Annotated in this window: 23 protein-coding genes and 1 pseudogene; 16 read left to right on the top strand and 8 right to left on the bottom strand. The window is 72.1% G+C overall.

The genetic code is table 11. The features are described 5' to 3' along the window. Window positions 1-26: 26 nt before the first annotated feature. From HW837_RS43070 to HW837_RS43090, 5 genes are read right to left on the bottom strand one after another with little or no spacing between them, the layout of a single operon-like run. Window positions 27-338: an L-rhamnose mutarotase gene (locus tag HW837_RS43070; RefSeq protein WP_045555711.1), complete on the bottom strand. Its 312-nt coding sequence runs from the start codon at window positions 336-338 to the stop codon at window positions 27-29. Then, entirely contained in the window at window positions 335-1,333 is a 999-nt protein-coding gene (locus HW837_RS43075) for an aldo/keto reductase (protein ID WP_093788984.1), read from the bottom strand. The genes HW837_RS43070 and HW837_RS43075 overlap by 4 nt, the downstream gene beginning before the upstream one ends. Next, window positions 1,330-2,097, bottom strand: coding sequence for an SDR family NAD(P)-dependent oxidoreductase (locus HW837_RS43080; protein WP_193380113.1), 768 nt, complete (start codon window positions 2,095-2,097; stop codon window positions 1,330-1,332). The genes HW837_RS43075 and HW837_RS43080 overlap by 4 nt, the downstream gene beginning before the upstream one ends. After that, window positions 2,094-3,431, bottom strand: coding sequence for an L-fuconate dehydratase (locus HW837_RS43085; RefSeq protein WP_193380112.1), 1,338 nt, complete (start codon window positions 3,429-3,431; stop codon window positions 2,094-2,096). Before HW837_RS43085 ends, HW837_RS43080 begins: the two co-directional genes overlap by 4 nt. A gap of 11 nt (window positions 3,432-3,442) precedes the next feature. Next, on the bottom strand, window positions 3,443-4,294 hold the full coding sequence (locus HW837_RS43090) for a fumarylacetoacetate hydrolase family protein (protein WP_193380111.1): 852 nt from the start codon (window positions 4,292-4,294) through the stop codon (window positions 3,443-3,445). Between the two features lie 417 nt (window positions 4,295-4,711). Between HW837_RS43090 and HW837_RS43095 the strand changes: the two genes are divergently transcribed. The 4 genes from HW837_RS43095 (at window position 4,712) to HW837_RS43110 (ending at window position 9,347) form a co-directional block, all read left to right on the top strand. Further along, a complete protein-coding gene (locus tag HW837_RS43095) occupies window positions 4,712-5,761 on the top strand; it encodes a sugar ABC transporter substrate-binding protein (RefSeq protein ID WP_193382730.1) in 1,050 nt (349 codons plus the stop codon). 61 nt (window positions 5,762-5,822) lie between these two features. Then, window positions 5,823-7,577 carry a sugar ABC transporter ATP-binding protein gene (locus HW837_RS43100; RefSeq protein ID WP_237270635.1) on the top strand — a complete coding sequence of 585 codons (1,755 nt, stop codon included), beginning with the start codon at window positions 5,823-5,825 and terminating at the stop codon, window positions 7,575-7,577. 2 nt (window positions 7,578-7,579) lie between these two features. Beyond that, window positions 7,580-8,620 (top strand): ABC transporter permease, encoded by a 1,041-nt coding sequence (locus HW837_RS43105; RefSeq protein ID WP_093788981.1) that lies wholly within the window; start codon window positions 7,580-7,582, stop codon window positions 8,618-8,620. Between the two features lie 22 nt (window positions 8,621-8,642). Further along, window positions 8,643-9,347 carry a FadR/GntR family transcriptional regulator gene (locus tag HW837_RS43110; protein ID WP_193381996.1) on the top strand — a complete coding sequence of 235 codons (705 nt, stop codon included), beginning with the start codon at window positions 8,643-8,645 and terminating at the stop codon, window positions 9,345-9,347. Window positions 9,348-9,352: 5 nt separating this feature from the next. Here HW837_RS43110 and HW837_RS43115 read toward each other — a convergent pair whose 3' ends face one another. Both HW837_RS43115 and HW837_RS43120 read right to left on the bottom strand, forming a co-directional pair. Continuing rightward, window positions 9,353-10,669: a phytase gene (locus tag HW837_RS43115; RefSeq protein WP_237311834.1), complete on the bottom strand. Its 1,317-nt coding sequence runs from the start codon at window positions 10,667-10,669 to the stop codon at window positions 9,353-9,355. 195 nt (window positions 10,670-10,864) lie between these two features. Next, entirely contained in the window at window positions 10,865-12,157 is a 1,293-nt protein-coding gene (locus tag HW837_RS43120; RefSeq protein WP_193382729.1) for a DUF418 domain-containing protein, read from the bottom strand. A gap of 192 nt (window positions 12,158-12,349) precedes the next feature. Here HW837_RS43120 and HW837_RS43125 point away from each other — a divergent pair, with 192 nt between their 5' ends. The 4 genes and pseudogenes from HW837_RS43125 (at window position 12,350) to HW837_RS43140 (ending at window position 16,229) form a co-directional block, all read left to right on the top strand. Further along, window positions 12,350-13,027, top strand: a complete 678-nt coding sequence (locus tag HW837_RS43125; RefSeq protein WP_045555721.1) for a response regulator — start codon at window positions 12,350-12,352, stop codon at window positions 13,025-13,027. Continuing rightward, window positions 13,024-14,145 (top strand): sensor histidine kinase, encoded by a 1,122-nt coding sequence (locus HW837_RS43130; protein WP_093788978.1) that lies wholly within the window; start codon window positions 13,024-13,026, stop codon window positions 14,143-14,145. Before HW837_RS43125 ends, HW837_RS43130 begins: the two co-directional genes overlap by 4 nt. A gap of 127 nt (window positions 14,146-14,272) precedes the next feature. Then, window positions 14,273-14,877, top strand: a pseudogene (locus HW837_RS43135) (SigE family RNA polymerase sigma factor). Beyond that, entirely contained in the window at window positions 14,874-16,229 is a 1,356-nt protein-coding gene (locus HW837_RS43140) for an outer membrane protein assembly factor BamB family protein (RefSeq protein WP_045555723.1), read from the top strand. Before HW837_RS43135 ends, HW837_RS43140 begins: the two are co-directional and overlap by 4 nt. 48 nt (window positions 16,230-16,277) lie before the next feature. On the opposite strand, the gene HW837_RS43145 is transcribed toward HW837_RS43140, so the two are convergent. Continuing rightward, the gene (locus HW837_RS43145; RefSeq protein ID WP_045555724.1) at window positions 16,278-16,622 is read right to left on the bottom strand and encodes a response regulator transcription factor; all 345 of its coding nucleotides are present in this window, start codon (window positions 16,620-16,622) and stop codon (window positions 16,278-16,280) included. A gap of 255 nt (window positions 16,623-16,877) precedes the next feature. On the opposite strand from HW837_RS43145, the gene HW837_RS43150 reads away from it, so the two are divergent. The 8 genes from HW837_RS43150 (at window position 16,878) to HW837_RS43180 (ending at window position 25,885) form a co-directional block, all read left to right on the top strand. Continuing rightward, window positions 16,878-17,567, top strand: coding sequence for a response regulator (locus HW837_RS43150; protein WP_045555880.1), 690 nt, complete (start codon window positions 16,878-16,880; stop codon window positions 17,565-17,567). Between the two features lie 99 nt (window positions 17,568-17,666). Next, window positions 17,667-19,013: a sensor histidine kinase gene (locus HW837_RS43155; RefSeq protein ID WP_196790210.1), complete on the top strand. Its 1,347-nt coding sequence runs from the start codon at window positions 17,667-17,669 to the stop codon at window positions 19,011-19,013. Window positions 19,014-19,259: 246 nt separating this feature from the next. Further along, window positions 19,260-20,690: a phytoene desaturase family protein gene (locus tag HW837_RS43160; RefSeq protein WP_193381999.1), complete on the top strand. Its 1,431-nt coding sequence runs from the start codon at window positions 19,260-19,262 to the stop codon at window positions 20,688-20,690. A gap of 218 nt (window positions 20,691-20,908) precedes the next feature. Beyond that, window positions 20,909-21,178 (top strand): hypothetical protein, encoded by a 270-nt coding sequence (locus tag HW837_RS43165; protein ID WP_052682816.1) that lies wholly within the window; start codon window positions 20,909-20,911, stop codon window positions 21,176-21,178. Window positions 21,179-21,292: 114 nt separating this feature from the next. Then, window positions 21,293-23,212, top strand: coding sequence for an alpha/beta fold hydrolase (locus tag HW837_RS43170; protein ID WP_193382000.1), 1,920 nt, complete (start codon window positions 21,293-21,295; stop codon window positions 23,210-23,212). Continuing rightward, window positions 23,209-23,829 carry a hypothetical protein gene (locus HW837_RS43175; protein ID WP_193382001.1) on the top strand — a complete coding sequence of 207 codons (621 nt, stop codon included), beginning with the start codon at window positions 23,209-23,211 and terminating at the stop codon, window positions 23,827-23,829. The genes HW837_RS43170 and HW837_RS43175 overlap by 4 nt, the downstream gene beginning before the upstream one ends. Before the next feature lies 1 nt (window position 23,830). Further along, on the top strand, window positions 23,831-23,953 hold the full coding sequence (locus HW837_RS49810; protein ID WP_256966730.1) for a hypothetical protein: 123 nt from the start codon (window positions 23,831-23,833) through the stop codon (window positions 23,951-23,953). A gap of 39 nt (window positions 23,954-23,992) precedes the next feature. Continuing rightward, the gene (locus tag HW837_RS43180; protein WP_193382002.1) at window positions 23,993-25,885 is read left to right on the top strand and encodes an ABC transporter ATP-binding protein; all 1,893 of its coding nucleotides are present in this window, start codon (window positions 23,993-23,995) and stop codon (window positions 25,883-25,885) included. Window positions 25,886-25,887 lie beyond the last annotated feature (2 nt).

A 25,887-nucleotide genomic window follows, 5' to 3' on the forward strand; every position in this document is an offset into this window, starting at 1 on the left:
CGGGCCGCCTGTGCCGTGCGGGCCGGTCACAGCTGCCACACCACGGGCAGGCCGGCGTCGGAGCCGTCCGCCGAGTAGTCGTGGACGACGTCGAGGAGTTCGGCCATGCGGGCCTGCCAGGCGATGTTGACCGGCAGTTTCTCCAGTTCGGCGATCATCGCCGGGTAGTCCTCGACCTCCAGCAGATGGAAGAGGTCGGTGCCGCTGCGCCAGATCGTCCACTCGCTCACCCCGGCGGCGCGGATGGCGGCGGTCAGTTCGGCGGGCACCTCGCGGTGGGCCGCCTCGTACTCCTCGACGCGGTCGGCGCGGACCTTGGTGTGCAGGGCGACCCTCACGACGACTCCTCGGGTTGCGGGACGGGGACGTTCGGGCCGAGCAGCCCCTCGGCGCGCAGCTCGTCCCAGAGGGCGGCCGGGACCGGGCGGCCGTGCAGATCGACCGTGTCGCGCACCTCCTCCACCGAGCGGGCTCCTGTCAGCACGGCCGCCACCGCAGGGTGGGCGGAGGGGAACGCCAGGGCCGCCGCGCGCAGCGGCACACCGTGGCGTTCGGTGACGGCCCTCAGTCGCAGGGCGCGGTCGAGCACGGGAGTCGGCGCGGGGGCGTAGTCGTACGTGGCGCCGGGTTTCGGGTCGATCAGCAGGCCGGAGTTGAAGGCGCCGCCGATGAGGACGCTGCGTCCGCGGGCGGTGGCCTCGGGGAGCAGTTCCGCGAGGCCCTCCTGTTCGAGGAGGGTGTAGCGGCCGGCGAGCAGGACCACGTCGATGTCGGTCTCGCGCAGGAAGCGGGCGGGTGCGGCGCACTGGTTCATGCCGACGCCGATGGCACCGACGACGCCCTCGTCGCGCAGCCGCTCCAGTGCCGGGTAGGCCTCGCGCAGGGCCTGCTCGACGTGGTCGTCGGGGTCGTGGAGGAGGACCACGTCCACCCGGTCCAGACCGAGCCGGGCCAGGCTCGCCTCCAGGGAGCGCCGGACGCCGTCGGCGGTGAAGTCGAAGACGCGGCGGTGGGTGGCCGGGACGGCGAAACCGTTCGCCAGGTCGTCGCCCTCGGGGGCGCTGTTCTCCACCAACAGCCGGCCGACCTTGGTGGAGATCGTGTACGCCTCCCGGGGGCGGCCCCGGAGTGCGGCGCCGAGGCGGCGTTCGGAGAGGCCGAGCCCGTAGTGGGGGGCGGTGTCGAAGGTGCGGATCCCGGCGTCCCAGGCGGCGTCGATCGCGGCGGCGGCCTCCTCGTCGGGCACCGGGCGGAAGAGGTTGCCGATGCCGGCGGCGCCGTACGCCAGCTCGGTGACCCGGACTCCGGTGCGGCCGAGGGTCCTGGTCCTCATGAGCCCACCGGGCGCAGCCGCAGGCCCTGCATGCCGCCGTCGACGGCCAGGGCGGTGCCGGTGACGGAGGCGGCGGCGGGGCTCGCGAGGTAGGCGATGGCGGCGGCGACCTCGTCGGCGGTGACCAGTCGGCCGAGGGGCTGGCGGGCGTTGAGCGCGGCGCGCTCGGCCTCGGGGTCGTCGGCGGCGTTGAGGAGGCGGCCGACCCAGGGGGTGTCGGCGGTGCCGGGGTTGACGCAGTTGACGCGGACGCCCTCTCGGACGTGGTCGGCGGCCATGGCGAGGGTCAGCGACAGCACGGCGCCCTTGCTGGCGCAGTAGAGGGCGCGCTGCGGCAGTCCGGCGGTGGCGCCGATGGAGCAGGTGTTGACGATGGCCGCGTGCGGCGACTCCCGCAGGTGGGGCAGGGCGGCGCGGCTGGTGCGCACGATGCCGAGGACGTTGACGTCGAGGACGCGGTGCCACTGTTCGTCGGGGTTGTCCTCGACGGTGCCGATGGCGCCGATGCCCGCGTTGTTGACGAGGATGTCGAGGCCGCCGAGCCGTTCGACGGCCTCGGTGACGGCGCCCCGGACGGAGGCGTCGTCGGTGACGTCGGCCCGGAGGCCGTGCAGCGGGGCCGCGGCCCCGGACGGGTCGAGGTCGAGGACGGCCACGGCGGCGCCGCGGGCGGCGAGCAGCCGGGCGGTGGCCAGCCCGATGCCGGACGCTCCCCCGGTGACGATCGCCCGGAGTCCGCTCAGCTCACCTGTCTGCCCGGTCATGCGACGTCCTCTCGTCCTTCGAGGTCGGCGGCCCAGAACGCGCCGTCCGGGTAACGGTATGCGGCGAGCGACCCGGGATGCATGGTCGCGGAGAAACCGGGGGTGAGGGGGGCGGCGTAGTGGCCCTCGCGCATCACCACGGGGTCGGTGAAGTGCTCGTGGAGGTGGTCGACGTACTCGATGACCCGGTCGTCGGTGGTGCCGGACAGGGCGAGGTAGTCGAACATCGACAGATGCTGGACCAGTTCGCACAGGCCGACGCCGCCGGCGTGCGGGCAGACCGGGACGCCGAACTTGGCGGCGAGCAGCAGGATGGCGAGGTTCTCGTTGACGCCGCCGACGCGGGCCGCGTCGATCTGGACGACGTCGAGGGCTTCGGCCTGGAGGAGCTGTTTGAAGACGATGCGGTTCTGGACGTGTTCGCCGGTGGCGACCTTCACGGGGGCGACGCCCCTGCGGACGGCGGCGTGGCCGAGGATGTCGTCGGGGCTGGTGGGTTCCTCGATCCAGTACGGGTCGTACTCGGCGAGGGCCCGGGTCCACTCGATCGCCTCGCCGATGTTCCATCTCTGGTTGGCGTCGATGGCGATGCGTACGGAGTCGCCGACGGCGGCGCGGGCGGTGCGCATCCGGCGGACGTCGTCGTCGAGGTCGGCGCCGACCTTCAGTTTGATCTGGGTGAAGCCGTCGGCGACCGCCTGCTTGGCGAGCCGGGTGAGCTTCTCGTCGGAGTAGCCGAGCCAGCCCGGTGAGGTGGTGTAGCCGGGGTAGCCGCGCTCCAGCAGCCGGTTCTCGCGCTCGGCGAGTCCGGCGCGCCCCTCGCGCAGCAGCCGCAGGGCGTCCTCGGGGCTGAGGGCGTCGGCGATGTAGCGGAAGTCGACCTGGGAGACCAGCCACTCGGGCTCGGCGTGCGCGAGCAGCCGCCACAGGGGCTGACCGGCGCGCTTGGCCGCGAGGTCCCAGACGGCGTTGACGACGGCGCCGATGGCCATGTGCATCACGCCCTTCTCGGGGCCGAGCCAGCGCAGCTGGCTGTCGCCGATCAGGTCGCGGTTGACGGAGCCGGGGTCCGCGCACAGCTCGTCGACGGAGCGGCCGACGAGGTGGGGTCGCAGGGCGCCGATGGCGGCGACCTGGACGTCGTTGCCGCGGCCGATGGTGAAGGTGAAGCCATGGCCTTCGTGGCCGTCGGCGGCGTCGGTGCGCAGCACGACGTAGGCGGCGGAGTAGTCGGGGTCCGGGTTCATGGCGTCCGACCCGTCCAGCTCCCGCGAGGTGGGGAACCGGACGTCGTAGGTGTCGACCGCGGTGATCCGGGCGGGGGTTGCAGTCACGGAGCTGCCTTTCACGCTTGGCCGAAGGTCTGGCGCTGGCTCCCGAGCCCGTCGATCTCCAACTCGACGGAGTCACCGGGGCGGAGGTAGGGGGTGCCGGGCAGGCCGAGGGCGACGCCCGCGGGCGTTCCGGTGTTGATCACGTCGCCGGGCTCCAGGACCATGTACCGGCTCAGGTAGGCCACGATCTCGTGGACGGGGAAGATCATGTCGCGGGTGTGCCCGTCCTGGCGCTTGACGCCGTCGACGGACAGCCGCAGCCCGAGGTCCTGCGGATCACCGACCTCGTCGGCGGTGACCAGCCACGGGCCCATCGGGTTGAAGGTCTCGCAGGACTTGCCGAGGTCCCACTGCGAGGAGTACTCCAGCTGGAACTCGCGTTCGGAGACGTCATGGCTGACCACATAGCCCGCGATCACCTCGGCGGCCTCTTCGGGGCTCGCCAGATAGCGGGCCCGCCGCCCGATGACGACCCCCAGCTCGACCTCCCAGTCGGTCTTGACCGAGCCGCGCGGGATCAGCACCTCGTCGTACGGGCCCACGACCGTGCTCGGATCTTTCATGAAGACCACGGGGCGGGGCGGGATCGCGGCGCCGGTCTCGGCGGCGTGGTCGCGGTAGTTGAGTCCGACGCAGATCAGCTTGCCGGGGCGGGCGACGGGGGCGCCGACGCGCAGGCCGTCGGTGTCGAGTCCGGGCAGGGCGCCGGCCTCGACCGCCGCGCGGGCCCGGTCGACTCCGCCGGAGGCGAGGAAGGCACCGTCGATGTCGGAGGCCAGGGAGGACAGGTCGAGCAGCGTGCCGTCGTCGGTACGGACGGCGGGCCGCTCCTCTCCCGGGGCGCCGACGCGTAGCAGTTTCACTGGGGCAGCTCCCTTGCCGTGGGTTCATGCATTCATCGGAGGAATGGCGCACCGCGACTTTAAGGGCAGTTCGGCGCCCTGACAACGTATTCCTCGGATGTATCTCATCGACGCCAGGCTTGCCGCAGCTCACAGATCCGGCATGTACGACTTCGCCGCGACCGTAGCGCCGACGGCGGCACACGGCCACACCGTCGAATTCCTCGTGAACGACCCCTTGTCAGCCCGGGCAATGCCGTCGTAACGTCCTCGACGTCCGAGATACATCGGAGGAATCGCTCCACCACCCTCAGCGAGGTAGTGGCCCTTCCAACTCCGCTGCTCGTTCACCGGTTGACCCTCTCTGCCTCCCCTCCGTCGGTCCGCGTATGCCTCCCGGGGGGCGGCCTCCCTGTCCTGGCTAAGGAGAACCCGGCCATGAATCTCGCTCGCACCCGCTCCACCGCCGCAGCGGCCTGCGCCCTCGCGGCCCTCACCCTCCTCACCGCGTGCAACCGCGACACCTCCTCCGGGTCCGCCGGCTCCGGCGGTGACAAGCCCGCGATCGGCGTGGACCTGCCCCGCTCCGACTCGGACTTCTGGAACTCCTACGCGGAGTACCTGAAGAAGGACATCAAGGCGGAGGACATCAACGCGCTGCCGATCAGCAACTCGCAGAACGACATCACCAAGCTGGTCGCCAATGTGCAGGTGTTCCAGAACACCGGCGCCAAGGCGGTGGTGATGGCGCCCCAGGACACCGGCGCCATCGCCTCCACCCTCGAAACCCTCGCCTCGAAGAAGATCCCCGTGGTCAGCGTCGACACCCGCCCCGACAAGGGCGACGTCTACATGGTCGTGCGCGCCGACAACCGCGCCTACGGCACCAAGGCCTGCGAGTTCCTCGGCAAGCAGCTCGGCGGCAAGGGCAAGGTCGCCGAACTGCAGGGCGCGCTGGACTCGATCAACGGGCGGGACCGCTCCGAGGCGTTCGCCGAGTGCATGAAGACCAAGTTCCCCGACATCAAGGTCTTCGAGCTGCCCACCGACTGGAAGGGCGACGTGGCCTCCGCCAAGCTCCAGAGCCTGCTCGCCCAGCACCCCGACCTCAATGGCATCTACATGCAGGCCGGCGGTGTCTTCCTCCAGCCGACGCTGGCGCTGCTGCAGCAGAAGGGCCTGTTGAAGCCGGCCGGTCAGAAGGGGCACATCTCGATCGTCTCCAACGACGGGATCCCGCAGGAGTTCGAGGCGATCCGCAAGGGCGAGATCGACGCCACCGTGTCCCAGCCCGCCGACCTGTACGCCAAGTACGCGCTGTTCTACGCCGAGGCGGCTGCCGAGGGCAAGACGTTCAAGCCCGGTGCCACCGATCACGGCTCCACGATCATCGAGATCCCCAATGGCCTGGAGGACCAGCTCCCGGCACCGCTGATCACCAAGGACAACGTGGACGACAAGACCCTCTGGGGCAACAACGTGGGCTAGTACCCCGTTGCCCTGGACCGCAGCCCGCTCGTCTCACTCCCCTCGAAGGACGGTATCCACCATGGCGGACACCGCGACCGCCGCGGCGCACGGCGGCGGCCACCCCGCCGCCGGGAGCGGCGCCCCGGTGGCCGAGGCCACCGGCATCAGCAAGAGGTTCGGCGCCACCGTCGCGCTGCGCGACGCCCGGATCACCATCACACCGGGCGAGTCGCACGCCCTGGTCGGACGCAACGGCGCCGGCAAGTCCACACTGGTGTCGGTCCTGACCGGACTCCAGCAGCCCGACACCGGAACGCTGAGGTTCTCCGGCGGGCCCGCGCCCGCCGTCGGGGACATCGACGCCTGGCGCTCCAAGGTCGCCTGCGTCTACCAGAAGTCCACGATCATCCAGGACCTGACCGTCGCCGAGAACCTCTTCCTGAACCGGCAGAGCGACGGCGCGCTGCGGCCCATCCGCTGGAAGCAACTACGCGCCCGTGCCGAGGAGTTGCTCGCCGGGTACGGCGTCGACGTCAAGGCCGACGCACGAGCGCGGGACCTCACCGTCGAGCAGCGGCAGTTCGTCGAGATCGCCCGCGCCCTGTCGTTCGGCGCACGCTTCATCATCCTCGACGAACCCACCGCCAAACTCGACGCCCGCGGCATCAACCGCCTCTTCGACAAGCTCCGCGACCTCCAGCGGCAGGGCGTCGCCTTCCTCTTCATCTCCCACCATCTGCAAGAGGTGTACGACCTCTGCACCACCGTCACCGTCTACCGCGACGCGGCGCACATCCTCACCGCGCCCGTCGCCGAACTCGGCCACCAGGCACTGGTCGAGGCCATGACCGGCGAGACCACCCGCACGGCGGCGGCGGCCGTCGAGAACCGTCCTCCGCTGCGGGCGGGCGCCCCCGAGCTCCTCACCGTCGAGGGCCTCACCCTGCCCGGCGCCTGCCAGGACCTGTCGCTCACGGTGCGGGCGGGCGAGGTCGTCGGCCTCGCCGGAGCGGCGGCCAGCGGCAATGTGCGGGTGGGTGAGACCGTCGCCGGGCTGCACCGCCCCGAGCAGGGCACGATCTCGGTCGGCGGTCGGCGGGTGCGCGGCGGCAGCGTGCCGTCGGCGCTCGCCGTCGGTGTCGGGCTCGTCCCGGAGGACCGGCACCTCCAGGGCCTGGTGAACAACCGCAGCGTCGCCGAGAACGCGACGCTCACCGTCACCGACCAGCTCGGCCCGTACGGCACCGTGCTGCCCGCCCGGACCCGGAGCTTCGCGCAGCGCATGATCCGGGACCTCGACATCAAGACCCCGGGCGGTGCCACGCCCGTGTCGGCGCTCTCCGGCGGCAACCAGCAGAAGGTCGTCGTCGCCCGCGCCCTGGCCACCGACCCCCAGGTGCTGGTGGCCATCCGCCCCACCAACGGGGTGGACGTCAAGTCCAAGGAGTTCCTGCTGCGCCGGATCCGGCAGGTCGCCGACGGCGGGAAGGCCGCGCTGATCGTCTCCGACGAGCTGGACGACCTGAAGGTGTGCGACCGGCTCGTGGTGATGTTCCACGGGCGGGCGGTCGCCGAGTTCGACCGCGGCTGGAAGGACGAGCACGTGGTCGCCGCCATGGAGGGCGTGGCCGACCGGTCGGAGGCCCCCGCCGGCGCCGCACCTCACACAGGCGGCGGCGCCCCCACCGACGCCCACACCTCCGCCGGAGACTTCTCCAGCGATCCCTCCTCCGCCGATCCGGCCTCTGCCGATCCCACCCCTGCCGGCCCCGGGCCCGCCGATCCCGAGCCTGCCGATCCCACCGCCGGCACCACCGAAGAGCACGGAAGGTAGTCATGTCCGCCACCACTGATGTCACCGACCCCGCCACGAGCGTGGCGCGGGAGACCGCCGGAGACACCCGCCGCGGGCTCGACCTCGGTCGCTTCCGTGACCTGTCCCTGGTCCCCGCCATCCTCGTGCTCGGCCTGATCGGGTTCATCGTCTCGCCGGCCTTCCTGACCGCCGACAACCTCATCGGCGTGGCCCAGCAGTCCACCGAGCTGAGCCTGCTCGTGCTGGCCACCGCGCTGATCCTGATCTGCGGCCGGATGGACCTGTCCCTGGAGTCCACGATCGGCGTGGCACCCGTCATCGCCGTCTGGCTGGTGCTGCCCACCAGCGGGGCCCGGTTCACCGGGCTCGGGCTGCTGCCCGAGTGGACGGCCGTACCGCTCTGCCTCCTGGTGGGCGTGGTGATCGGCGCCGTCAACGGGTTCCTGATCCTGAAGCTGCGCCTCAACGGCTTCATCGTCACCCTCGGCATGCTCACCATGCTGCGCGGCCTCCAGGTCGCCCTCTCCGAGGGCCAGTCCATCGTGGAGCTGCCGTCCTCCTTCACCTACCTCGGCAAGGCGTCGTGGCTCGGAGTCCCGGCCGCCATCTGGATCTGCATGGTCCTCTTCGCCCTCGGCGGCAGCGCGCTGGCGTGGCTGCGGCACGGCCGGGCGCTGTACGCGATCGGCGGCAACGCCGAGGCGGCCCGCACCGCCGGTATCCGGGTGGACCGGATCGTGTGGGCGGTGCTGATCCTCGGCAGTGTGCTGGCCGCGTTCGCCGGCATCCTCTACAGCGGCCACTACGGTTCGATCTCCGCCACCCAGGGCAGCGGCTGGATCTTCCAGGTGTTCGCCGCGACCGTCATCGGCGGTGTCAGCCTCAACGGCGGCAAGGGCTCGGTGTTCGGCGCGCTCACCGGTGTGCTGACGCTCCAACTCGTCGTAAATGTCATGACGTTGGCGGGGGTGCCGCCGCTGTGGAACCAGTTCCTCAACGGCGCGATCATCATCGTCGCCCTGATCATCTCCCGCTTCGCCTCGGGCGAGAAGCAGGAGTAGTCCCGCTGGAGGGAGGCACCTCGTGGCACTCACGGACGAGGCGATGGACAAGATCAAGGCGATGATCGTGGCCGGTGAGCTGGCACCGGGCTCGCGTCTGCCCAAGGAGGAGATCCTCGCCGCCCAGCTCGGCCTGTCCCGCAGTTCGCTGCGGGAGGCGGTACGGGCGCTGACCGCCATGCGGATCCTGGTCACCCGGCAGGGCGACGGCACCTATGTGTCGAGCCTGGAGCCGCATCTGCTGCTGGAGTCGCTCTCCTTCGCCTCGGACGTCTCGCAGGGGCAGACGGCCCTGCAACTGCTCCAGGTACGGCGGCTGCTCGAACCCCAGGCGACCGGGGCGGCCGCCGCCCTGCTGACCGCCGACGACCTCGACGAACTGGGCCTGATCCTCGAACGGTCGCGGGCGGCCGCGACGGTCGAGGAGTTCGTCGGGCACGACATCGCGTTCCATCTGCGGATCGTCGAGGCGGTGGGCAACCCGGTGCTGTCGATGCTGCTGCGGGTGCTCTCCACCCGCACCCAGCGGGCCCGGATCGTCCGGGGCAGCCGCACCGAGCGGGCCGTGGAGCACGCCCACCGCGAGCACGAGGAGATCCTCCGCGCCCTGCGGACCCGTGACGCCGCCCTGGCGGTCTCGGCGGCGACGGTCCATGTCGCCGCCGTGGAGCAGTGGATGGCGAGCGGGCTCGTCGGGGAGGATCCCCTCGGCACGGCCGAGGGCTGACGGCCCTAGAGGTCGGCGGCGTCCGCCAGTTCGCCGAGGTCGACGAACTTGAAGCCGGTCGCCGTGCGTGCGCCGCCCTCGCCGTCCGGGACCTCGGGGGTCTCGTTTCCGTCCTGGACGACGAGCAGGCCGTGCGGATAGCGGCTGCCCAGCGGGGCGTTGAGGACGGCCGCGCCGTCGCACTCCTGCACGGCGTCGAGGGTGTCCGAGGCGGCCCCGACGCGGAAGCCGCCCTCGTACTCGTTGCCCTCGCTCACCTCGCGGTCGTACAGGGCGAAGGTGTCGTCGCCCTGGCTGGAGGCGAGCAGATATCCGTCCCCGTTCCGCTCCTGATAGAGCGTCAGGCCCTCGACGTCGGCCGACAGCCGCTTCCCGCCGTAGCCGGGGTCGGCGCCCGGCACGCACTCCTCGGTCTCCTCGTCGTACGTGCCAGGGACGCCGTACTCCCTGGTCCTGTCGACCAGGACGGGCTTGCCGGTGAGGTCGGCGCGCAGACGCCAGATGCCGATGTCCTCCTGGCCGGCATAGAGGGTGCCCGTGGCGGGGTCGACGACCATGCCCTCGACCTGGGGGAGTTCACCGGGCTCACCGCAGGGGCTCCACCGGGTGCCGTCGGGCAGCCGGAAGGAGGAGGGCAGGTCGAGGGTGCGGATCGTGCGGTAGCCGACCGTGCCGTGCGCCGCCGGGAGGAGTTCGAGGAGGGCCAGCCGGGTGCGTTCGCGTCGGCTGACCAGGGCGTAGGACCGGCCGGTGGCCCTGTCCGTCCAGGTGGCGAGGCCGTAGGCGGTGCGCTGGTCGTTGATCTCGGCCTGGTCGGCGGAGAACACGGGGGCGGCGTCCGGGGCGGTGACGTCGGTCAGCGGGGCGTTCGGGCGGGCGGGGTCGATGCGGTAGATCCGCAGCCGGTCGTTGCCCCGGTCGCTGACCACGGCCACGTCGGCCCGGCCCGCGGAGGTGCGCAGTCCGGTGACGAGGTCGACGTTGTTGTAGCGGCCCGGCGCGTCGTCCCCCGTCGGCGGCTTCGGCGCGGCCAGGGACTGCACGAGGCGGGCGTCCAGGTCGTAGACGCGCAGGCCGCCCTCCTTCGCGGTGGCGACGACAAGGCTGCGGTCCGGGTCGGCGGGGTTCCGCCAGATCGCCGGGTCGTCGGCGTCGGCGTTGCCGCCGGCCTCGTCGTCGTACAGCGCGGCCGACTCGCTCGTCGCGGTCACCGTCGGGAGGGCGGCCGTACCCGCTCCGGCGGGGGACACCGCGAGGAACGTGGTCAGCGCGGTGCCCGAGGCGATCAGGGCGACTCTTCGAGCAGTGCGGGGCGTTCTCACAGGCGTTCGCATCCTTACCGTCGTGACGGCCGTCGATGGTCGCGGCCGGGTCGGTGGTCGGGCCGTGCGGATGATCAGGGCCATGTCGATGGTGCGGAGAGAAGCTTGCGCGCAGACGGACGCGAGCTGTCCATCCCGACGTGGTGAAAGGGCCGCGGTTTGGCCGAAGTTCGCCCGGAGGTCGCCCGGTCCCGGTCACTTCACATGGCGGGCCGGGAGCGTAGCGAGGTGAAGGAGATGCTCCAGCGGTCCACGGCGGAACCGGCGGGTCCAGGCGGTGGCGAGCAGCAGGGCGGCGAGAGTGTGGACGAGGAGGTCGACGAGGGCGGGGCCGGTCTCCTCCTTCATGCCGAACTCCCGGACGGCGAGGATGTGCAGGACGTACGCCGTCAGGGCCGTCATGCCGACGGCGCACACGGGCCTGGCGAGGCGCGCGCAGCGCGGCAGGCGGTCCACCGCCGTCACGCACAGCACCACCACGAGCAGGGCGAAACCGGCGTTGCCGAGGATGGAGAAGGTCGTCTGGCTGTGCGGCGCGCCCACCAGGAGCCAGTCCGCCGGGGTGCCGTCGTCGAGGTAGCCGACGGTGTCGGACCACCAGGCGGACGCGGCCGAGTCGCCGTCCGTGGCGGCGGCGACGGTGGCCCGCGCGTGCGGGACGAGGCGCAGCGCCAGCCAGGACCCGCCGTAGCCGAGCAGGGCCGACAGGCCGCCCGCGCACGCCAGTCGGGTACGGACGGTGCCCAGGGTGAGGTCGAGCCGGGCCACCGCCATGCCGGCCAGCATGAACGACATCCAGGTGAGCACCGGGTACTCGCCCGTGAACAGCAGCTCCATGAGGCCGTCCGTGTCGCTGATCCGGGCCAGTGGATCGGAGGCGACGACCGCGTACGCCCAGTCGCCCTCCCCGATCGACAGCCGTGTCACGTACAGGAGTTGGGGCATGACGAGCGCGCCCGCCACGGCGAGGAGGGCGAGCGTCCGGGCGCGCAGGCGGTGGAAGGGGAGGACGGCGAGGAAGATCAGCCCGTAGAAGGCGAGGATGACGTCGACGTCGGTGTCTAGGGCGGTCAGGGCGAACCCGAGGGCGATCAGGACGAGCGAGCGGATGACCGTCCGGACGACCGCCTGCCGTCCGGCGCGCCCGGTGCGCGGGTGCGGGCGGCCGGTGATCAGGACGAGGGTGAAACCGGCGAGCAGCGCGAACAGCGCGGAGGAGCGGCCCCGCGCCAGTTCCATCACGAAGCCCAGTGCTCCGCCGTGCGCCGGATCCGGGCCGACGTGTGCGGCGTACATGCCGAAGACCGCGAGCCCCCGGGCCAGGTCGATGCCGACCAGCCGCCCGGTGGACGGCCTCGCCGGGTTCCCGACGGCCGTGGGGGTCCCGGCGGGCGGGAGAGCGGGGGCGGGAGCGGGGGCCGGGGCCGGGGCGGGGAGGGATACGGCGACCGGCTCGGACGACAGGTCCGTCGACGTGTCTGGTGTCATGGCCTTCAGCGTCGGGGGCGCGCGGGGCGCGTTCCCATCCCGCGGGTGGCTGGAGGAATCCCCGCCGACCGGCCGGAGCCGCCCCCGCCAGGTGACCGGAAATGCGGAGGAATGGGAACCCGGCGGCGACTTCGGACGTCGTAGCGGTTCCAGCGGAAGTCCAGTGGTGGTCCGACGACGAGCGGGGCACAGGTGATCCGGGTACTGGTGGTCGACGACGAAGCCCTGATCCGGACGGGCTTCGAGCACATCCTCAACTCCGCGGACGACATCGACGTGGTGGCGGCGGTCCCCGGCGGCCGGGCCGTCCACTCCGTGCGGGAGCTGCGCCCCGAGGTCGTCCTGCTGGACATCCGTATGCCGGACGTGGACGGGCTCACGGTCCTCGCCGAACTCAGAAGGCTCCCACGACCGCCCGTGGTGGCCATGCTCACCACGTTCGACATGGACGAGTACGTGGCGGCCGCCCTCCGCTCGGGAGCCGCGGGCTTCCTCCTCAAGGACACCGATCCGGAGCAACTGCCGTATCTCGTACGGACCTTGGCGGCGGGCGGGGTGGTCCTGTCGTCCCGGGTGACCCGGACGGTCGTCGACGGGTACCTGGACAACGGGCCCCGGGAGGCCGCCGTCCGGTTGGTGGACCGGCTGACCGCACGTGAGCGGGACGTCCTGGTCCTCATCACGGAGGGGCTGTCCAACACCGACATCGGTGACCGGATGCATCTGAGCACGGGCACGGTCAAGGACCATGTGAGCGCGCTCCTCACCAAGTTGGAGGTGGGCAGCCGGGTGCAGGCGGCGCTGCTGGCCGAGCGGGCGGGTCTGCTCAGGCCCTCGCGCGCCGTCGGCGGCGGACGGGAGGCCGGATGAGGGCGCCCTCCCGTCTCCCGCACGCGTGGACGACGGACGCCGTGCTCGTCGTGGCCTGCCTGGCGGACGTGTGGATCCACGACGTGGGTCCCCATCACCCCCTGGAGCCGGCGGCGGCCCTGCTCGCGGTCTGCGCGCTGGTCGTGCGCCGCGCGCTGCCGCTGCCGACCTTTCTGCTCACCCTGCCGACCGCCCTGTTCACGGACGCGGTGTTCGCCACGCTGGTGGCGCTGTACACCCTCTCCTCGCGCATCCACCACCGGGTGCCGTTGGCGGTGTGCGCGCTGGCGTTCACGGTCTGCGACCTGACCTGGTGGTCGTGGCCGTCGCCGGAGTTCACCGACCTGGACGACCGCCAGGCCCTGATCCCGCTCTCCTACAGCGTGGCGCAGGCGACCGCGCCCGTCTTCCTCGGGCAGCTCGTCCAGGCCCGCCGGGAGCTGTCGCTGCGTCTGGTCGAGGTGTCCGAGGCGCGCGAGCACGAACGGCTGCTGATCGCGCAGAGCGTGCTGGCGACGGAACGCGCCCAGCTCGCCCGGGAGATGCACGACGCCGTCTCCCACCAGGTCAGTCTGATCGCCGTGCGCGCCGGAGCCCTCCAGGTCGGCAGCCGGGACGCGGAGGCGAAGGAGGCCGCGGCGACGATACGGCGCCTGAGTGTGCAGACCCTGGACGAGCTGCGGCACATGGTCGGCGTGCTGCGGGCCTCCGGCAGCCGCCCCACCGAACTCACCCCGCAGCCCTCCCTCGCCGATCTCGACCGGCTGGTCGCCGGCAGCGGCATCGACACCGACCTGCGGACGGAGCTGCCGGCCGGCCTGCCGCCGCCGGTCCAGCGCGCCGTGTACCGCACCGTGCAGGAGGCGCTCACCAACATCCGCAAGCACGCTCCCGGTGCCACCGCCACCATCCGGGTGCGCCGACGGAACGGCACGCTGCTCGCGACCGTGACCAACACCGCGCCCAGCCGCCCGGCCCTCTCCCTGCCGGGCGCCCACCACGGCCTGATCGGTCTGCGGCAGCGGGCCGAACTCCTCGGCGGAACGGTCACCTCCAGGCATCTGGCCGACGGTGGTTACGAGCTGCGCCTGGAACTGCCGGTCGACGGCGCGCCCTGAGCCGTAGAAGAAGGACGATCGCCGTGCCCGGCGGTGTCACGGGCCGGTGATCGTGGAATCCCGGCCGGCGAGGGATAGTCACGGTCGGTCCGTCACGTCGTGAGGGGTGCCAAGAAGGGGAGGGTTGATGAAGGCGTCGAGTCACGACGAGTTCCGGGAGTTCGTAGCGATGCGCTCCACCGCGTTGCTGCGGCTCGCGGTGCTGCTCACCGGCGGGGACCGGCACGCCGCGGAGGATCTGCTGCAGATCGCCCTGATGAAAGCCTACGGACACTGGTCGCGGATCGAGCAGCCCGAGGCGTACGTGCGTCAGGTGCTCTACCGACAGCAGGTCAACCGCTGGCGGCTGCGCGGACATCGCGCCGAGACGACGGTGCCCGTCCTGCCCGAGCCCACCGGGGAAACGGGTGCCGCGCCGGACACCGAGCTGCGGATCGCGCTGTGGGCGGCACTGGGCCGCTGAGCAGACGACAGCGGGCCGTGGTCGTACTGCGTTACTTCGAGGATCTGCCGGAGGCCGAGGTCGCGGCGCTGCTGGGGTGCCCGGTCGGCACCGTGCGCAGCACGGCGTACCGCTCGCTCGCCAAACTGCGGGCGCTGGTGCCGGAACTCGGGCCCGAAGGCCTGCACGGCTCCGCGGGCGGCGCGGGCGGCGCGGGCGGCGCGGGCGGCGCGGGCGGCGCGGGACAGGGGCGGCGGCTCAGTTACACGACGAAGGGGGTACGGGGATGACGGCGGAGCGGGTGGAGGAGAAGGTCCGGGAGACACTGCGCGCGGTCGCGCTGGACCGGGTGCTGGCGCCCGGGGACCTCGCCGATCAGGTGGTACGGCGGCGCGGCCGGCGCCGTCTCTCGCAGGTCGCGGGCGCGGCGGTGGCCGTCGCCGCGATCACCGTGGGCGCGGTGTTCGGGCTCGGGGGCGGCGGCACGGTCGACCGGGACCGGCCGGTGCGGCCGGCGGTGGCGCCGCAGGACTGGGAGCCGTGGCAGAGCGACGACCGGGGCGCGACCGAGCGGGGTTGCCTGGCCGACGGGGCGGCGTTGTACTGCGCCGGATCGAAGGACGACATCGCGAAGTTCGACGCGCGTACCGGTGAGCGGCTGTGGACGATCGAGGTCAACGGGGAGGGCGACGGGCCCGACCACCCGTTCGCCGTGCGCGACGGCGTGGTCTACGCGTTCCGCAACCACACCGCGCAGAAGCAGCCGAACGGGGACTACGCCGGCGGCACCGATCTGATGGCGGTGGGCGCCGAGACCGGTGAGCTGCGGTGGACGGTGGAGATGCCGCAGGACGATCGCGGCGACCAGGCCGCCATGCTCATCGACGGCGCGGTCCTGGCCAACACCCCGACACTGCGCACGGTGTCTGCCCTCGATCCACTGACCGGCAAGGAGAAGTGGCGCCACACCTGGGACAAGGGGATCGCCTGCCAGCGGGCGGTGCTGGGCGGTGTGCCGTACCTGATCTGCATGAAGGACGTCGACGCGCCCGGCGACACCCAGGTGTTCCGGCTGGACCCCGCCACCGGACAGGCACGGAAGGTCGCGACCGTGCACGGCGCGCAACTGCTCACCGGGGTCTCGGCGGACCGGCTGGTCCTGTTCGCCCCGAAGGACAGGGCCGGCGGGAAGATGCCGGTGACCCTGCTCAGCGGTTCCGGAGAGCGGACCTCGTTCTCCTATCCGATCGAGGAGGAGCTCGCCGGACTCGACGTCGTCGGCGACCGCCTGATCTCCGTGTCCTGGAAGGGCGAGGCCTCGGCCTGGTCGTTGACCACGGGCACCACCCTCTGGACGGCCCCGGTCGGCGTCGAGCTGCCCGGCAAGGAGACAGTGCCCGCCCTCGCGCCTCCTCTGGTGTCCGAGCGGCTGGGAGTCGTGTACTTCTTCAGTCCGACCGGGGATCTGTCCGGCCTCGACCTGCGCACGGGCGAACAGGTCTGGGACGACCACGTCGGCAACCGCAAGGAGGCTCCGGGGCCGCTCTACCAGCTCTCGCCCCAACTCCTGAGCTACCGGGATGTGTTGATCGTCCGGGACGGCAGCAGGATGACTTCTCTGCTGCCCGGGCCCACCGGCTGACACGAGGGCGCCCCGGGCCGCGGCCGGCCCGGGGCGCCCTGGCACCCGCTACGCGACTCCGACGGTCTGCGCCCGGACCCCGCTCCGGCCCGTCAAGCGGAACGTTTCATCCATGCGGTCGATCCGGTCCGTACGGTCCGCCCGGTCCGTACGGTCCCCCCGGTCCATACGGTCCGTCCGCAGCGCCAGGATTCCCGCGCGCAACGCGGTCACGACGAGATGCGTGCGGTTCTTCGCGCACAACTTCTCCCGGATGCTGCGCATATGGGAGGCCACCGTGCGGACCGAGATCGACAGCTGACGAGACATGTCCGCGTCCGACATGCCGTGGGCTGCCAGAAGGAGGATCTCCATCTCCCGGGCGCTGAGTCGGCCGGAGCTGTCCAATGCCATGGGTGCCTGCCTTGTTCGGAGTGGGGGTCGAGGACCCGCGTGCCGTTCGTCTGCTGCGCTGTGACTCTTCCGTGACATCCGGGCGGCGGGCATCGACCATTCGACCGATACCCGGCAGTAGTCATCGGCCGATCGGCCTCGGTCCCCCGCTCCGGGGCGGAACTTTCTCCGGGTTGGCGCCAACCGCCCGATTCGGCGGGGGTGTTCGCCCGGCCGGCTTCCCCTGACCGCCGGACCGGCCGGATGATCCGTGGCATGCTCGGCCGCGTGAGCAGCACCCCCACACGTGTGATGATCGCCGACGACCAGGATCTGATCCGGGCCGGTTTCCGTCTCATCCTCGACGCCCAGGAGGGCATCGAGGTGATCGGGGAGGCCGCGGACGGACTCGCGTGCGTGGAGGCGGCGCGCGCGTTGCGGCCGGATGTGTGCCTGGTGGACGTCCGGATGCCGAAACTGGACGGGCTGGAGGTGACCCGGCTGCTGGCCGGGCCGGGGGCGACGCACCCGACGCAGGTCGTGGTGGTCACCAGCTTCGACCAGGACGACTACCTCAACATCGCGCTGCGCAACGGCGCGTGCGGTTTCCTCCTGAAGGACGCGGCGCCCGCGCTGCTGATCGAGGCGGTGCGGGCCGCGGCACGCGGTGACGCGCTGGTCTCGCCCGCGGTGACGGTCCGGCTGCTGAAGCAGCTGGAAGAACGGGCGGCGGCCCCGGTGGACGGGGTGGGCGTGCCCGAATCCGCCCTGAGCGTACGGGAATTGGAGGTGGCCCGGCTCGTCGCGGTGGGCCGGACCAACCAGGAGATCAGTGATGAGCTGTGTCTGTCGCTGTCCACCGTGAAGACGCATCTGGGCCACATCCACCACAAGCTCGGCGTACGCAACCGCGTCGAGGTGGCGGCCTGGGCCTGGTCCAACGGGACGGTACGGACCGGACGCTGACGGGGATTCCGTGAACGCCCTGTAATGGATCTATGACGCTTCCCACACATCGGCCCACCCCCTGCCGGGGAAGCATGTGCATGCCTAGCCTCCGGTTGTATGACACCTTCGTCACTCGCGGCACTCTCGGCACGAGCGACCCAGCCGCACCACCACGGCCGCCCCCGGTCACGCGCACGACGGCTGGACCACCGCGCCCTCTACCCGGCGCTGGGTGTGCTGTGGCTGCTCGACGTGGGCATCATCGTGTCGCAGCAACGGGGCTTCCTCGACTGGCTGCCGCTGGTGACGGGTCCCGTCGCCCTGGCCCTGGTGCTCGTGCCCGACGAGCGGCTGAGCATCACCTGGCGCACGGGGTTCTGCGCGGCCGTCTCGACGGCGGTGACCCTGGGCACCTCCCTGATGGGCTGGGCCATGCCCGAGTGGGGGCTGCTGGAGACGGCGTGCATGCTGGTGCTGCTCGCCCGCACCTGCCGCGACGTGGCCCGGCCCCGGGTCGCCCTGGCACTGGCCGCCGCGATGGGGGCCAGCGTCATCGACGAACCCCTGCGCACCGGCGGCACCGGCATCACCCTCACCTACCCGTTCCTGCTGACGTTCGCGGTCGGCGGCGCCGTCGGCGCCGGGTGCTACCTGCGCACCCTGGACGCCCGGCGCCGTCGTACGATCGCCGCCGTACGGCTCGCCGAGCGGATCCAACTCGCCCGGGAACTGCACGACTTCGTGGCCCACCATGTGACGGGCATCATCGCCCAGGCGCACGCCGCCGGCGTGATCCACGAGAGCGCGCCGCAGCAGGTCGGCCCCATCCTGGGCAACATCGCCGAGGCCGGACAGCGGACCATGGACTCCATGCGCCGGCTGATCAAGGTGCTGCGCGAGGACGGCGAACAGATCTCCCTCGAACGGCCCGAGGAGCCGTACGCCGAACTCACCAAACTGGTATCGGAGTTCAGCGGTCAGGGCGACGGGTCGACCGCCCAGCTGGAGATCACCGGAGCCGCCCGCAGAAGCGCGCTGCTGCCCGAGGTGGGCTCCGCCGTCCATCGTGTGGTGCAGGAGGCGCTGACCAACGTACGGCGGCACGCGCCGGGCACCCAGGCCACGGTGCGCGTCCACCGCACCCGCGACGACCTGCTGCGGATCGACGTGTACAACGAGGGGCCGGAGCGGCGGGTGTCCCGTCCCACGGGAGGCCGCGGCGGCTACGGCCTGATCGGGCTGCGCGAGCGTGTGGAGACGGTCGGCGGCTCACTGGCGGCGGGCCCGGCCGACGACGGGGGCTGGTGGGTCATCGCCCATTTCCCCGTGGCTCCCACGGCGGTGCCGTCCGGCGCCGAGGAGACGGCGGAGCCGGGTCAGGCGTCCCGCAGGCCGTCCGGGCGGCACGCGAAGCCGAACGCGCACGCGGAGCCCGAGCCGGACATGAGCTGGGACGCGAGTTGACCGAGCCGCCGCGTGAATTAGGCAATTTTACGAATCGCACCCGGCCGGTCCGCCGTCTATCGTCGAAGAAAGAAAAAGGCGCCGGGACGGCCTTTCCCACGTCCCGCAGAGTGGTGAATCGGCCCGGACCGGGCCCTTTCGAGGGCCCGTTCCCCGTCACCCGACACCATTGCGTGAACCGGTCGTTTCCCGTCCGCCCATTTCCGGGCCCGGGACCGGCGGCCGTCGACGAGGAGGCGCGGATCCATGACTACGGCCGTCGTGGTGGGCAGCGGTCCGAACGGTCTCGCCGCCGCCGTCCTCCTCGCCCGTGAGGGTGTGGAGGTCACCGTCCTCGAGGCCGCCGACAGCATCGGCGGCGGCACCCGCACCAGCGAACTGACGCCCGGGCTGCTGCACGACCACTGCTCCGCCACCCATCCCATGGCCGTCGCCTCGCCGTTCCTGCGCGGCCTCGACCTCGCCCGGCACGGCCTCACCTGGCGCCTGCCGGAGATCGACTGCGCGCACCCCCTGGACTCCGGCGAGGCCGGTGTCCTGCGCCGGTCGGTGCGGGAGACGGCCGACGGCCTCCCCGAGGCGGACGGCCGCCGGTGGCGGCGGCTCTTCGAGCCGCTCGCGGACGGCTTCGACGCGCTGGCCGACGACCTGATGCTCCCGCTCGCGCATGTGCCGCGTCATCCGCTGCGCCTCGCGGCCTTCGGGGCGCGGGCCCTGCTGCCCATCTCCGCCGTGGCCCGGCGGTGGCGGTCACCGGCCGCCCGCGCGCTCTTCGGCGGGGTGGCCGCGCACGCCTTCCGCCCGTTCCATCTGCCGGCCGGCGCCGCGGTCGGTCTGACCATCATCGCGGCGGGCCACCGGCACGGCTGGCCGGTGGCCGCGGGCGGCTCCCGGGCGATCGGCGACGCGCTCGCGGCCCAGCTCGGGGAGCTCGGCGGCCGGATCGAGACGGGCGTGCGGGTGCGCACCCCGGCCGATCTGCCCCCGGCCGACGTGGTCCTGTTCGACCTCGCGCCCCGCGCCGTCGCCGACATCCTGGGCGACCGGCTGCCGGGCCGGGTGGCACGGGCCTACCGGCGCTTCCGCCACGGCCCCGGAGCCTTCAAGGTCGACTTCGCTGTCGAGGGCGGTGTCCCCTGGACCAGCGAGGCGGCCCGCCGGGCGGGCACCGTCCATCTCGGCGGGACGTTCGAGGAGATCGCCCACACCGAGCGGACGATCCAGGCCGGGCGCATGCCGGAACGGCCCTTCGTCCTGGTCGGCCAGCAGTACCTGGCCGACCCGGGGCGCTCCAAGGGCGACCTCCACCCGGTGTGGACCTACGCGCACGTCCCGCACGGCTACGACGGCGACGCGACCGAGGCGATCATCGGGCAGATCGAACGGTTCGCCCCGGGGTTCCGTGACCGGGTCCTCGGCATGGCCGTCCGCTCCCCCGCCGCGTTCGCGGACTACAACCCGAACTACGTCGGCGGGGACGTCGTCACCGGGGCGAACACCGCCCTCCAGCTGGTGATGCGTCCCCGGGTGGCGCCCGACCCGTACCGCACGGGGGTCCCGGGGATGTACATCTGCTCCGCGGCGTCCCCGCCGGGGGCCGGCGCCCACGGCATGTGCGGCGCGAACGCCGCCGCGTCGGCCCTGCGTCACCTCCGGCGGCGGCGCGGCCTGGAATGAACCGGGAGCCGCCTGCCGCGGCATTCCCCGGAAGGGCCCGGACCACATCGGTCCGGGCCTTTCCACGTCCGCGTCCCGACTCCGGCGCGCGGGACGCCTTTCAAGAATAGGCATTTTTATCGATGTGGCGGCGGCCGGCGAAGCCCTAATGTTTTCTCCAGAAGGGCGACGGAAGAAAAAAGGACTTCCGCAGTCCCGAAAGCGAGAGGACGAAAGAAATGAGCAGCATCGAGAACGCGCTGAACAGCGTGGAAATCCCCGTCGAGGGTGTCGTCTACGTCGCCGCTCGCCCGACCCTGGGCACCCCGCGGATCGCCCGTATCGGCCGCATCGCCCAGGCGGCCGAGGGTGTCGGTGCCATCGCGGCGGCCGCCACCGCGGCGGTCGGCGTCGCCCAGGCCGCGGAGGCCAACAACCTGGCGGCGGAGGCCAACGCCCAGAACGCGGCCGCCCTCGCCGCCGTCGGTGGTACGCCGCCCGCGGTCTGACGACCGGCGGTGAACGCATAGGAACCCGCTGTCGGACCAGAGGGCTGTTCTGGTCCGGCAGCGGGTTCCGCCGTACTCGAAGACAAATTCGAAAGTACCAGGAAAAGAGGTTCCATGAAACTCGTCCGAAGGATCACCTCCGCGGTCCCGGACAGGGTCGCCTCCGCCGTGCTCGGCCCGATACCGGTCGGCCGGGACCGTGCGCTGGGCCTCTCGGAGCGGCTGGCCGCCGCGACGAGCCTCACCTCGTCCCTCGAATACCTCACCCAGCGCCACGAGATGGGCAAGGGGGGCATGAACGACTGGGACATCGCCAAGGACAGCATCGCGCACGCGAACCCCCTGCTGCGCCGAGTGATCGACATCGCCAGCGGACGCCGGACCACGACGGCCCTCCACCTCGCACGGGCCGCCGTCGCCTCCGCCATGCTGCTGCCGGGCCGCTCCCCCTGGCGCGGGGCGGGCAGCCTCTTCCTCGGTGCCTCCTCCGCCCTCCTCGGCCCCCGCCAGCACTACGGCAGCGACGGCGCCGACCAGGTCGCGACCCTCGTACAGCTCGCCACGGGCAGCGCCCGTCTGGTGCCCTCGCCGGCCGCCAAGGACGCCCTGCTGTGGTACGTCGCCCTCCAGTCCAACCTCTCCTACCTCGTCTCCGGCTGGGTCAAGCTGCTCGGCCCGGACTGGCGCGACGGGTCCGCCCTGCCGGGGGTCATGCGCACCCACACCTACGGCCACGAGGGCATGCACACCTGGATCCGGAACAACCCCCGGTCCGCCAAGCTGCTCGCCCACGGTGTGCTGGCGCTGGAGTGCCTCTTCCCGCTCGCCTATCTCAAGGGCGGCAAGCTGACCCGTCCCGTCCTCGCGAGCGCCGCCGCGTTCCATCTAGCCAACGGCTACTTCATGGGGCTCGGCCGGTTCGCCACCGCCTTCCCCGCGATGCACCCGCTGATCGCCTACACCGCCGCTCCCCGCACACACCCCGCGGTGGCCGGACGCGACGACCGCGCTCTGCCCGCCGCGCTCACCCTGCTCGCGGGCGCGGCGGCGGCCGCGGGCGTCACCGCCGTGCACCGGCGCATGCGCGCCACCGAGGGCTGGCGGACCTCTCGCGTGCTGACGACCCGTCACGGCAACCGGCTCCAGTACGAGGAGATGGCGGCGGGATCCGCCGACCGGCCGGTCTTCGTGCTCGCCGCCGGCCTGCTGTCCACCAGCGAGCACTACGCCTGGATCAGCGAGCGCCTGAGCTACGAGACCACGTACGGCGTCATCACCTACGCTCGCGCCGGATACGCCGGAAGCCACCGCCGGGCGACCACCGCCTACCGCCTGACGGAGTCCGTCGACGACCTCGTCGACCTGGTCAACGGAGCCGTGGCACCGCACCGCAAGGTGATCCTCGTCGGCCACTCGATCGGCGGGGAGCTGGCCCGCCGTGCCGTCGCGCACCTCAGCGACCGGGTGCACGGCGTCGTCTACCTCGACTCCTCGCACCCCGACCAGTTCCACCGCTCCCCTCAGCAGCGGGTGACCGGCGCCGGGCTGGCCGGCAGCTTCACCTCCATGGGCCGGGCCCTGCGCCTGGGCACCGGGGCCCTCCTCGCCCGACCGTGGTGGATCAGGGAACTCCCCGCCGCCTACCAGGAGAAGGTCTTCGCCCAGTACGCCGACGCGCGGATGTGGGACGCGGCCCGCCGTGAATGGACGGCGCTGCGGGAGGACTTCGAGGCCTTCCCCGGCCGGCTCGCGCCGATCGAGGGCGTGCCCGCCCTGGTGATCTCCGCCCAGCGGACCGTGGACCGCGACCCCGAACAACTGCTGATGCACCGGGAACTGGCCGAGGCCCACCGGTCGGCGCCCACCGAGACGGTGGTCGTCGAGGGCGCGGGCCACGACACCCTGCTGATCAACAGCCGCTACGCCCACCAGGTGACGGACCACGTCCTCGCGTTCTTCGCGGGCCTCGACGAGCGTCCCCGCAGGACCAGGCCCGGCCGGTCCGTCACCCTCGAGAAGGAGGCGTCCCGGTGAGCCCGACCCGACGTCCCGCACTGAGGAACCCGTTCACCGGCGAGGGCGCGGCCTGGCGGATCGCCGGCGCCGCCATGCTGGTCGTCACCGTCGCGGGCCAGCATCCCTTCGAACAGTTCTCCCGGTTCCGGGCGAAGGACGTGCTGTCCCTGGTGCCGAACTGGCGGTTCTTCGCCCCCAACCCCTGTATGCACGACAGCCACTTCCTGTACCGCACGGTGGACGCGGCGGGCAACGCCTCGCCCTGGCACGACGGGTTCACGACCGAGACCCGCAAGCCCCAGCACATCGTGTGGTTCCCGAGCCGGCGCGCGGACAAGGGCGTCTCCGACGCGTGCGCCGACATCCTCCCGACCCTGGAGTTCGGTGGCTTCGAGGCCGCGGCCCGGGTGCCCGGCTACCGGATGGTCACCGAGCACCTGCGGCTGCTCATCAGGTCCGAGGGCCTCGCGTCCGACGAGGTACGGGGTTTCCAGTTCGCCCTGGCCCGGGCCACCGGCTTCGACACGCGCCACCGTCCGGAGCTGATGTTCGTCTCCCCGTTCGTTCCCCTCGGCCCCGAGGCCCCGGGCACCCCGCTGACGCCGGCCCCGGCCAAGACTCCCGCAAAGGTGTGACGTGACCATGGACTTCGCCCTCCCCTTCATCCTGCTCGCGATCCTGATCTTCGCGGTCGGCCTGCTCAAGGCGGGCCTGCGGCTCAGGTCCCAGGCGAAAGAGGAAGGGAGGGAACACGAGTGAGCCGGACACGGACGGCCGCCGCGGGGCCGAGGGCCCGGGATGAGTGACCTGCTCGCCGGCCGGGGGCGGCACACCCGCCCGCAGGACCCCCCGGTCAACCTGGAGAAGGAGGGCGAGCACGGTGGGGGGCGGCGGGCCGGGCACCGTGCGGTCCCCCAGCTCGATCTGCATCTGCTGTGGGGCGAGGGCGCCAGACCCTGGCGGGCCATGGGCCGGCACCGCCGGCTGGTCCTTCTCGGCATCTTCCTCGGCCTGGTGGGGGCAGGGACCTCCCTGGCCCAGCCCGCGGTCATCGGCCAACTGGTCGGCGCCGTCGGCGAGGGGCGCTCGGTGACCGGCCCGATCCTGGTGGGCGCGGCACTGTTCATCGCCGACGCGGGCCTCGGCGCACTGCACTCGTACGTCATCGGGCTGGCCGGGGAGAACATCGTCTACGACATCCGCCGGACCCTGGCCTCGCGGCTGCTGCGCTCCCGGTTCAAGGCGTACAGCGGACTCCAGCAGGGCGATGTGTTCTCCCGGATGGTCAGCGACACCATGCTCGCCCGCTCCACCATGACCCACGCGATCGACAGCATCCTCAACAACAGCTTCCTGGTCATCGGCGGGATCGTCCTGATGGCCTGGATCGACACCGTGCTGCTCGCCGCGACCCTGGCCTGCCTCGGGGTGACGAGCGCCGTGTCCCTCTGGCTGGCGCGCGGGGTGCGCCGGGTGTCGGTGCTCAACCAGGCCGACCTCGGCACCTTCGGCTCCGCCCTGCTGCGGGTGCTGGGGGCGATGCCGACGGTGAAGGCCTCCCGCGCGGAGGCCCGGGAGGCCGAGGGGATCGCGGCCATCGCCCGGCGCGCGCGGAAGTCGGGGATCAGGGTGACGGTGATGTCGTCGCTGCTCGACCCGACCATGAGCATCGGCACCCAGCTCGCCCTGACGGTCGTCATCGGTCTGGGCGCGGCCCGCACGGCGACCGGGGCGATGCCCACCGCCGATCTGACGGCGTTCATCCTCTATCTGTTCTACCTGGTGGCGCCGTTGCTGACGCTGTTCGAGTCGATCGCCCAGTTCCAGATCGGCAGGGCGTCGGTGGACCGGCTCGCGGAGCTGGGCAAGATCGAGGTCGAGACGGACGGGGCCGGCGAACGGCCGGCCGCCGACCGGCCGCGGGTCCGCCCGCTCAGGCGCGACTACGAGCCCGGACTCCGCTTCGACAGCGTCCGGTTCTCCTATCCGGGCAGCGACAAGACGGTCCTCGACGGGGTCTCCTTCACCGTCCCGGCCGGCGGGCTGACCGCCGTCGTCGGCCCCTCGGGCGGCGGCAAGTCCACCCTCTTCCAGCTGATCGAGCGGCTCTTCGACCCGGTGTCCGGGGCGATCCTCATCGACGGCACCGACATCACCGACATGCCGCTCAACCAGCTGCGGTCCATCGTGGGCTACGTCGACCAGGACCACACGCTGCTGCGCGGCACCGTCCGCGAGAACCTCACGTACAGCGCGCCGGACGCGGACGACAAGGACATCGCCGAGGCCCTGCGCATGGCCAACCTGACCGAGGTGATCGCCGCGCTCCCCAAGGGCCTCGACACGGAACTCGGCGACCGGGGGGCGGGTCTGTCGGGTGGTCAGCGGCAACGCCTCGCCATCGCAAGGACGTTGCTCCAGGCACCCCGCTTCCTGCTGCTGGACGAGGCCACCGCGAACCTCGACACCGAGTCGGAGAACGCGCTGCGCGACAGCATCGCCATGATCTCCGGCTTCTGCGCCGTCATCGCCATCGCCCACCGGCTGTCGACCGTCACCGAGGCCCAGCAGATCGTCGTGCTGGACCGGGGCCGGGTGCACGCCGTCGGCACCCACGACGAACTCCACCGCCACAGCGACCTCTACCGCCGGCTCGCCCGGCTCCAGGCGCTCAGCGACGTGGCGTCCTGACC

Source organism: Streptomyces caniscabiei, from assembly GCF_014930365.1.
Lineage (GTDB): Bacteria > Actinomycetota > Actinomycetes > Streptomycetales > Streptomycetaceae > Streptomyces > Streptomyces caniscabiei.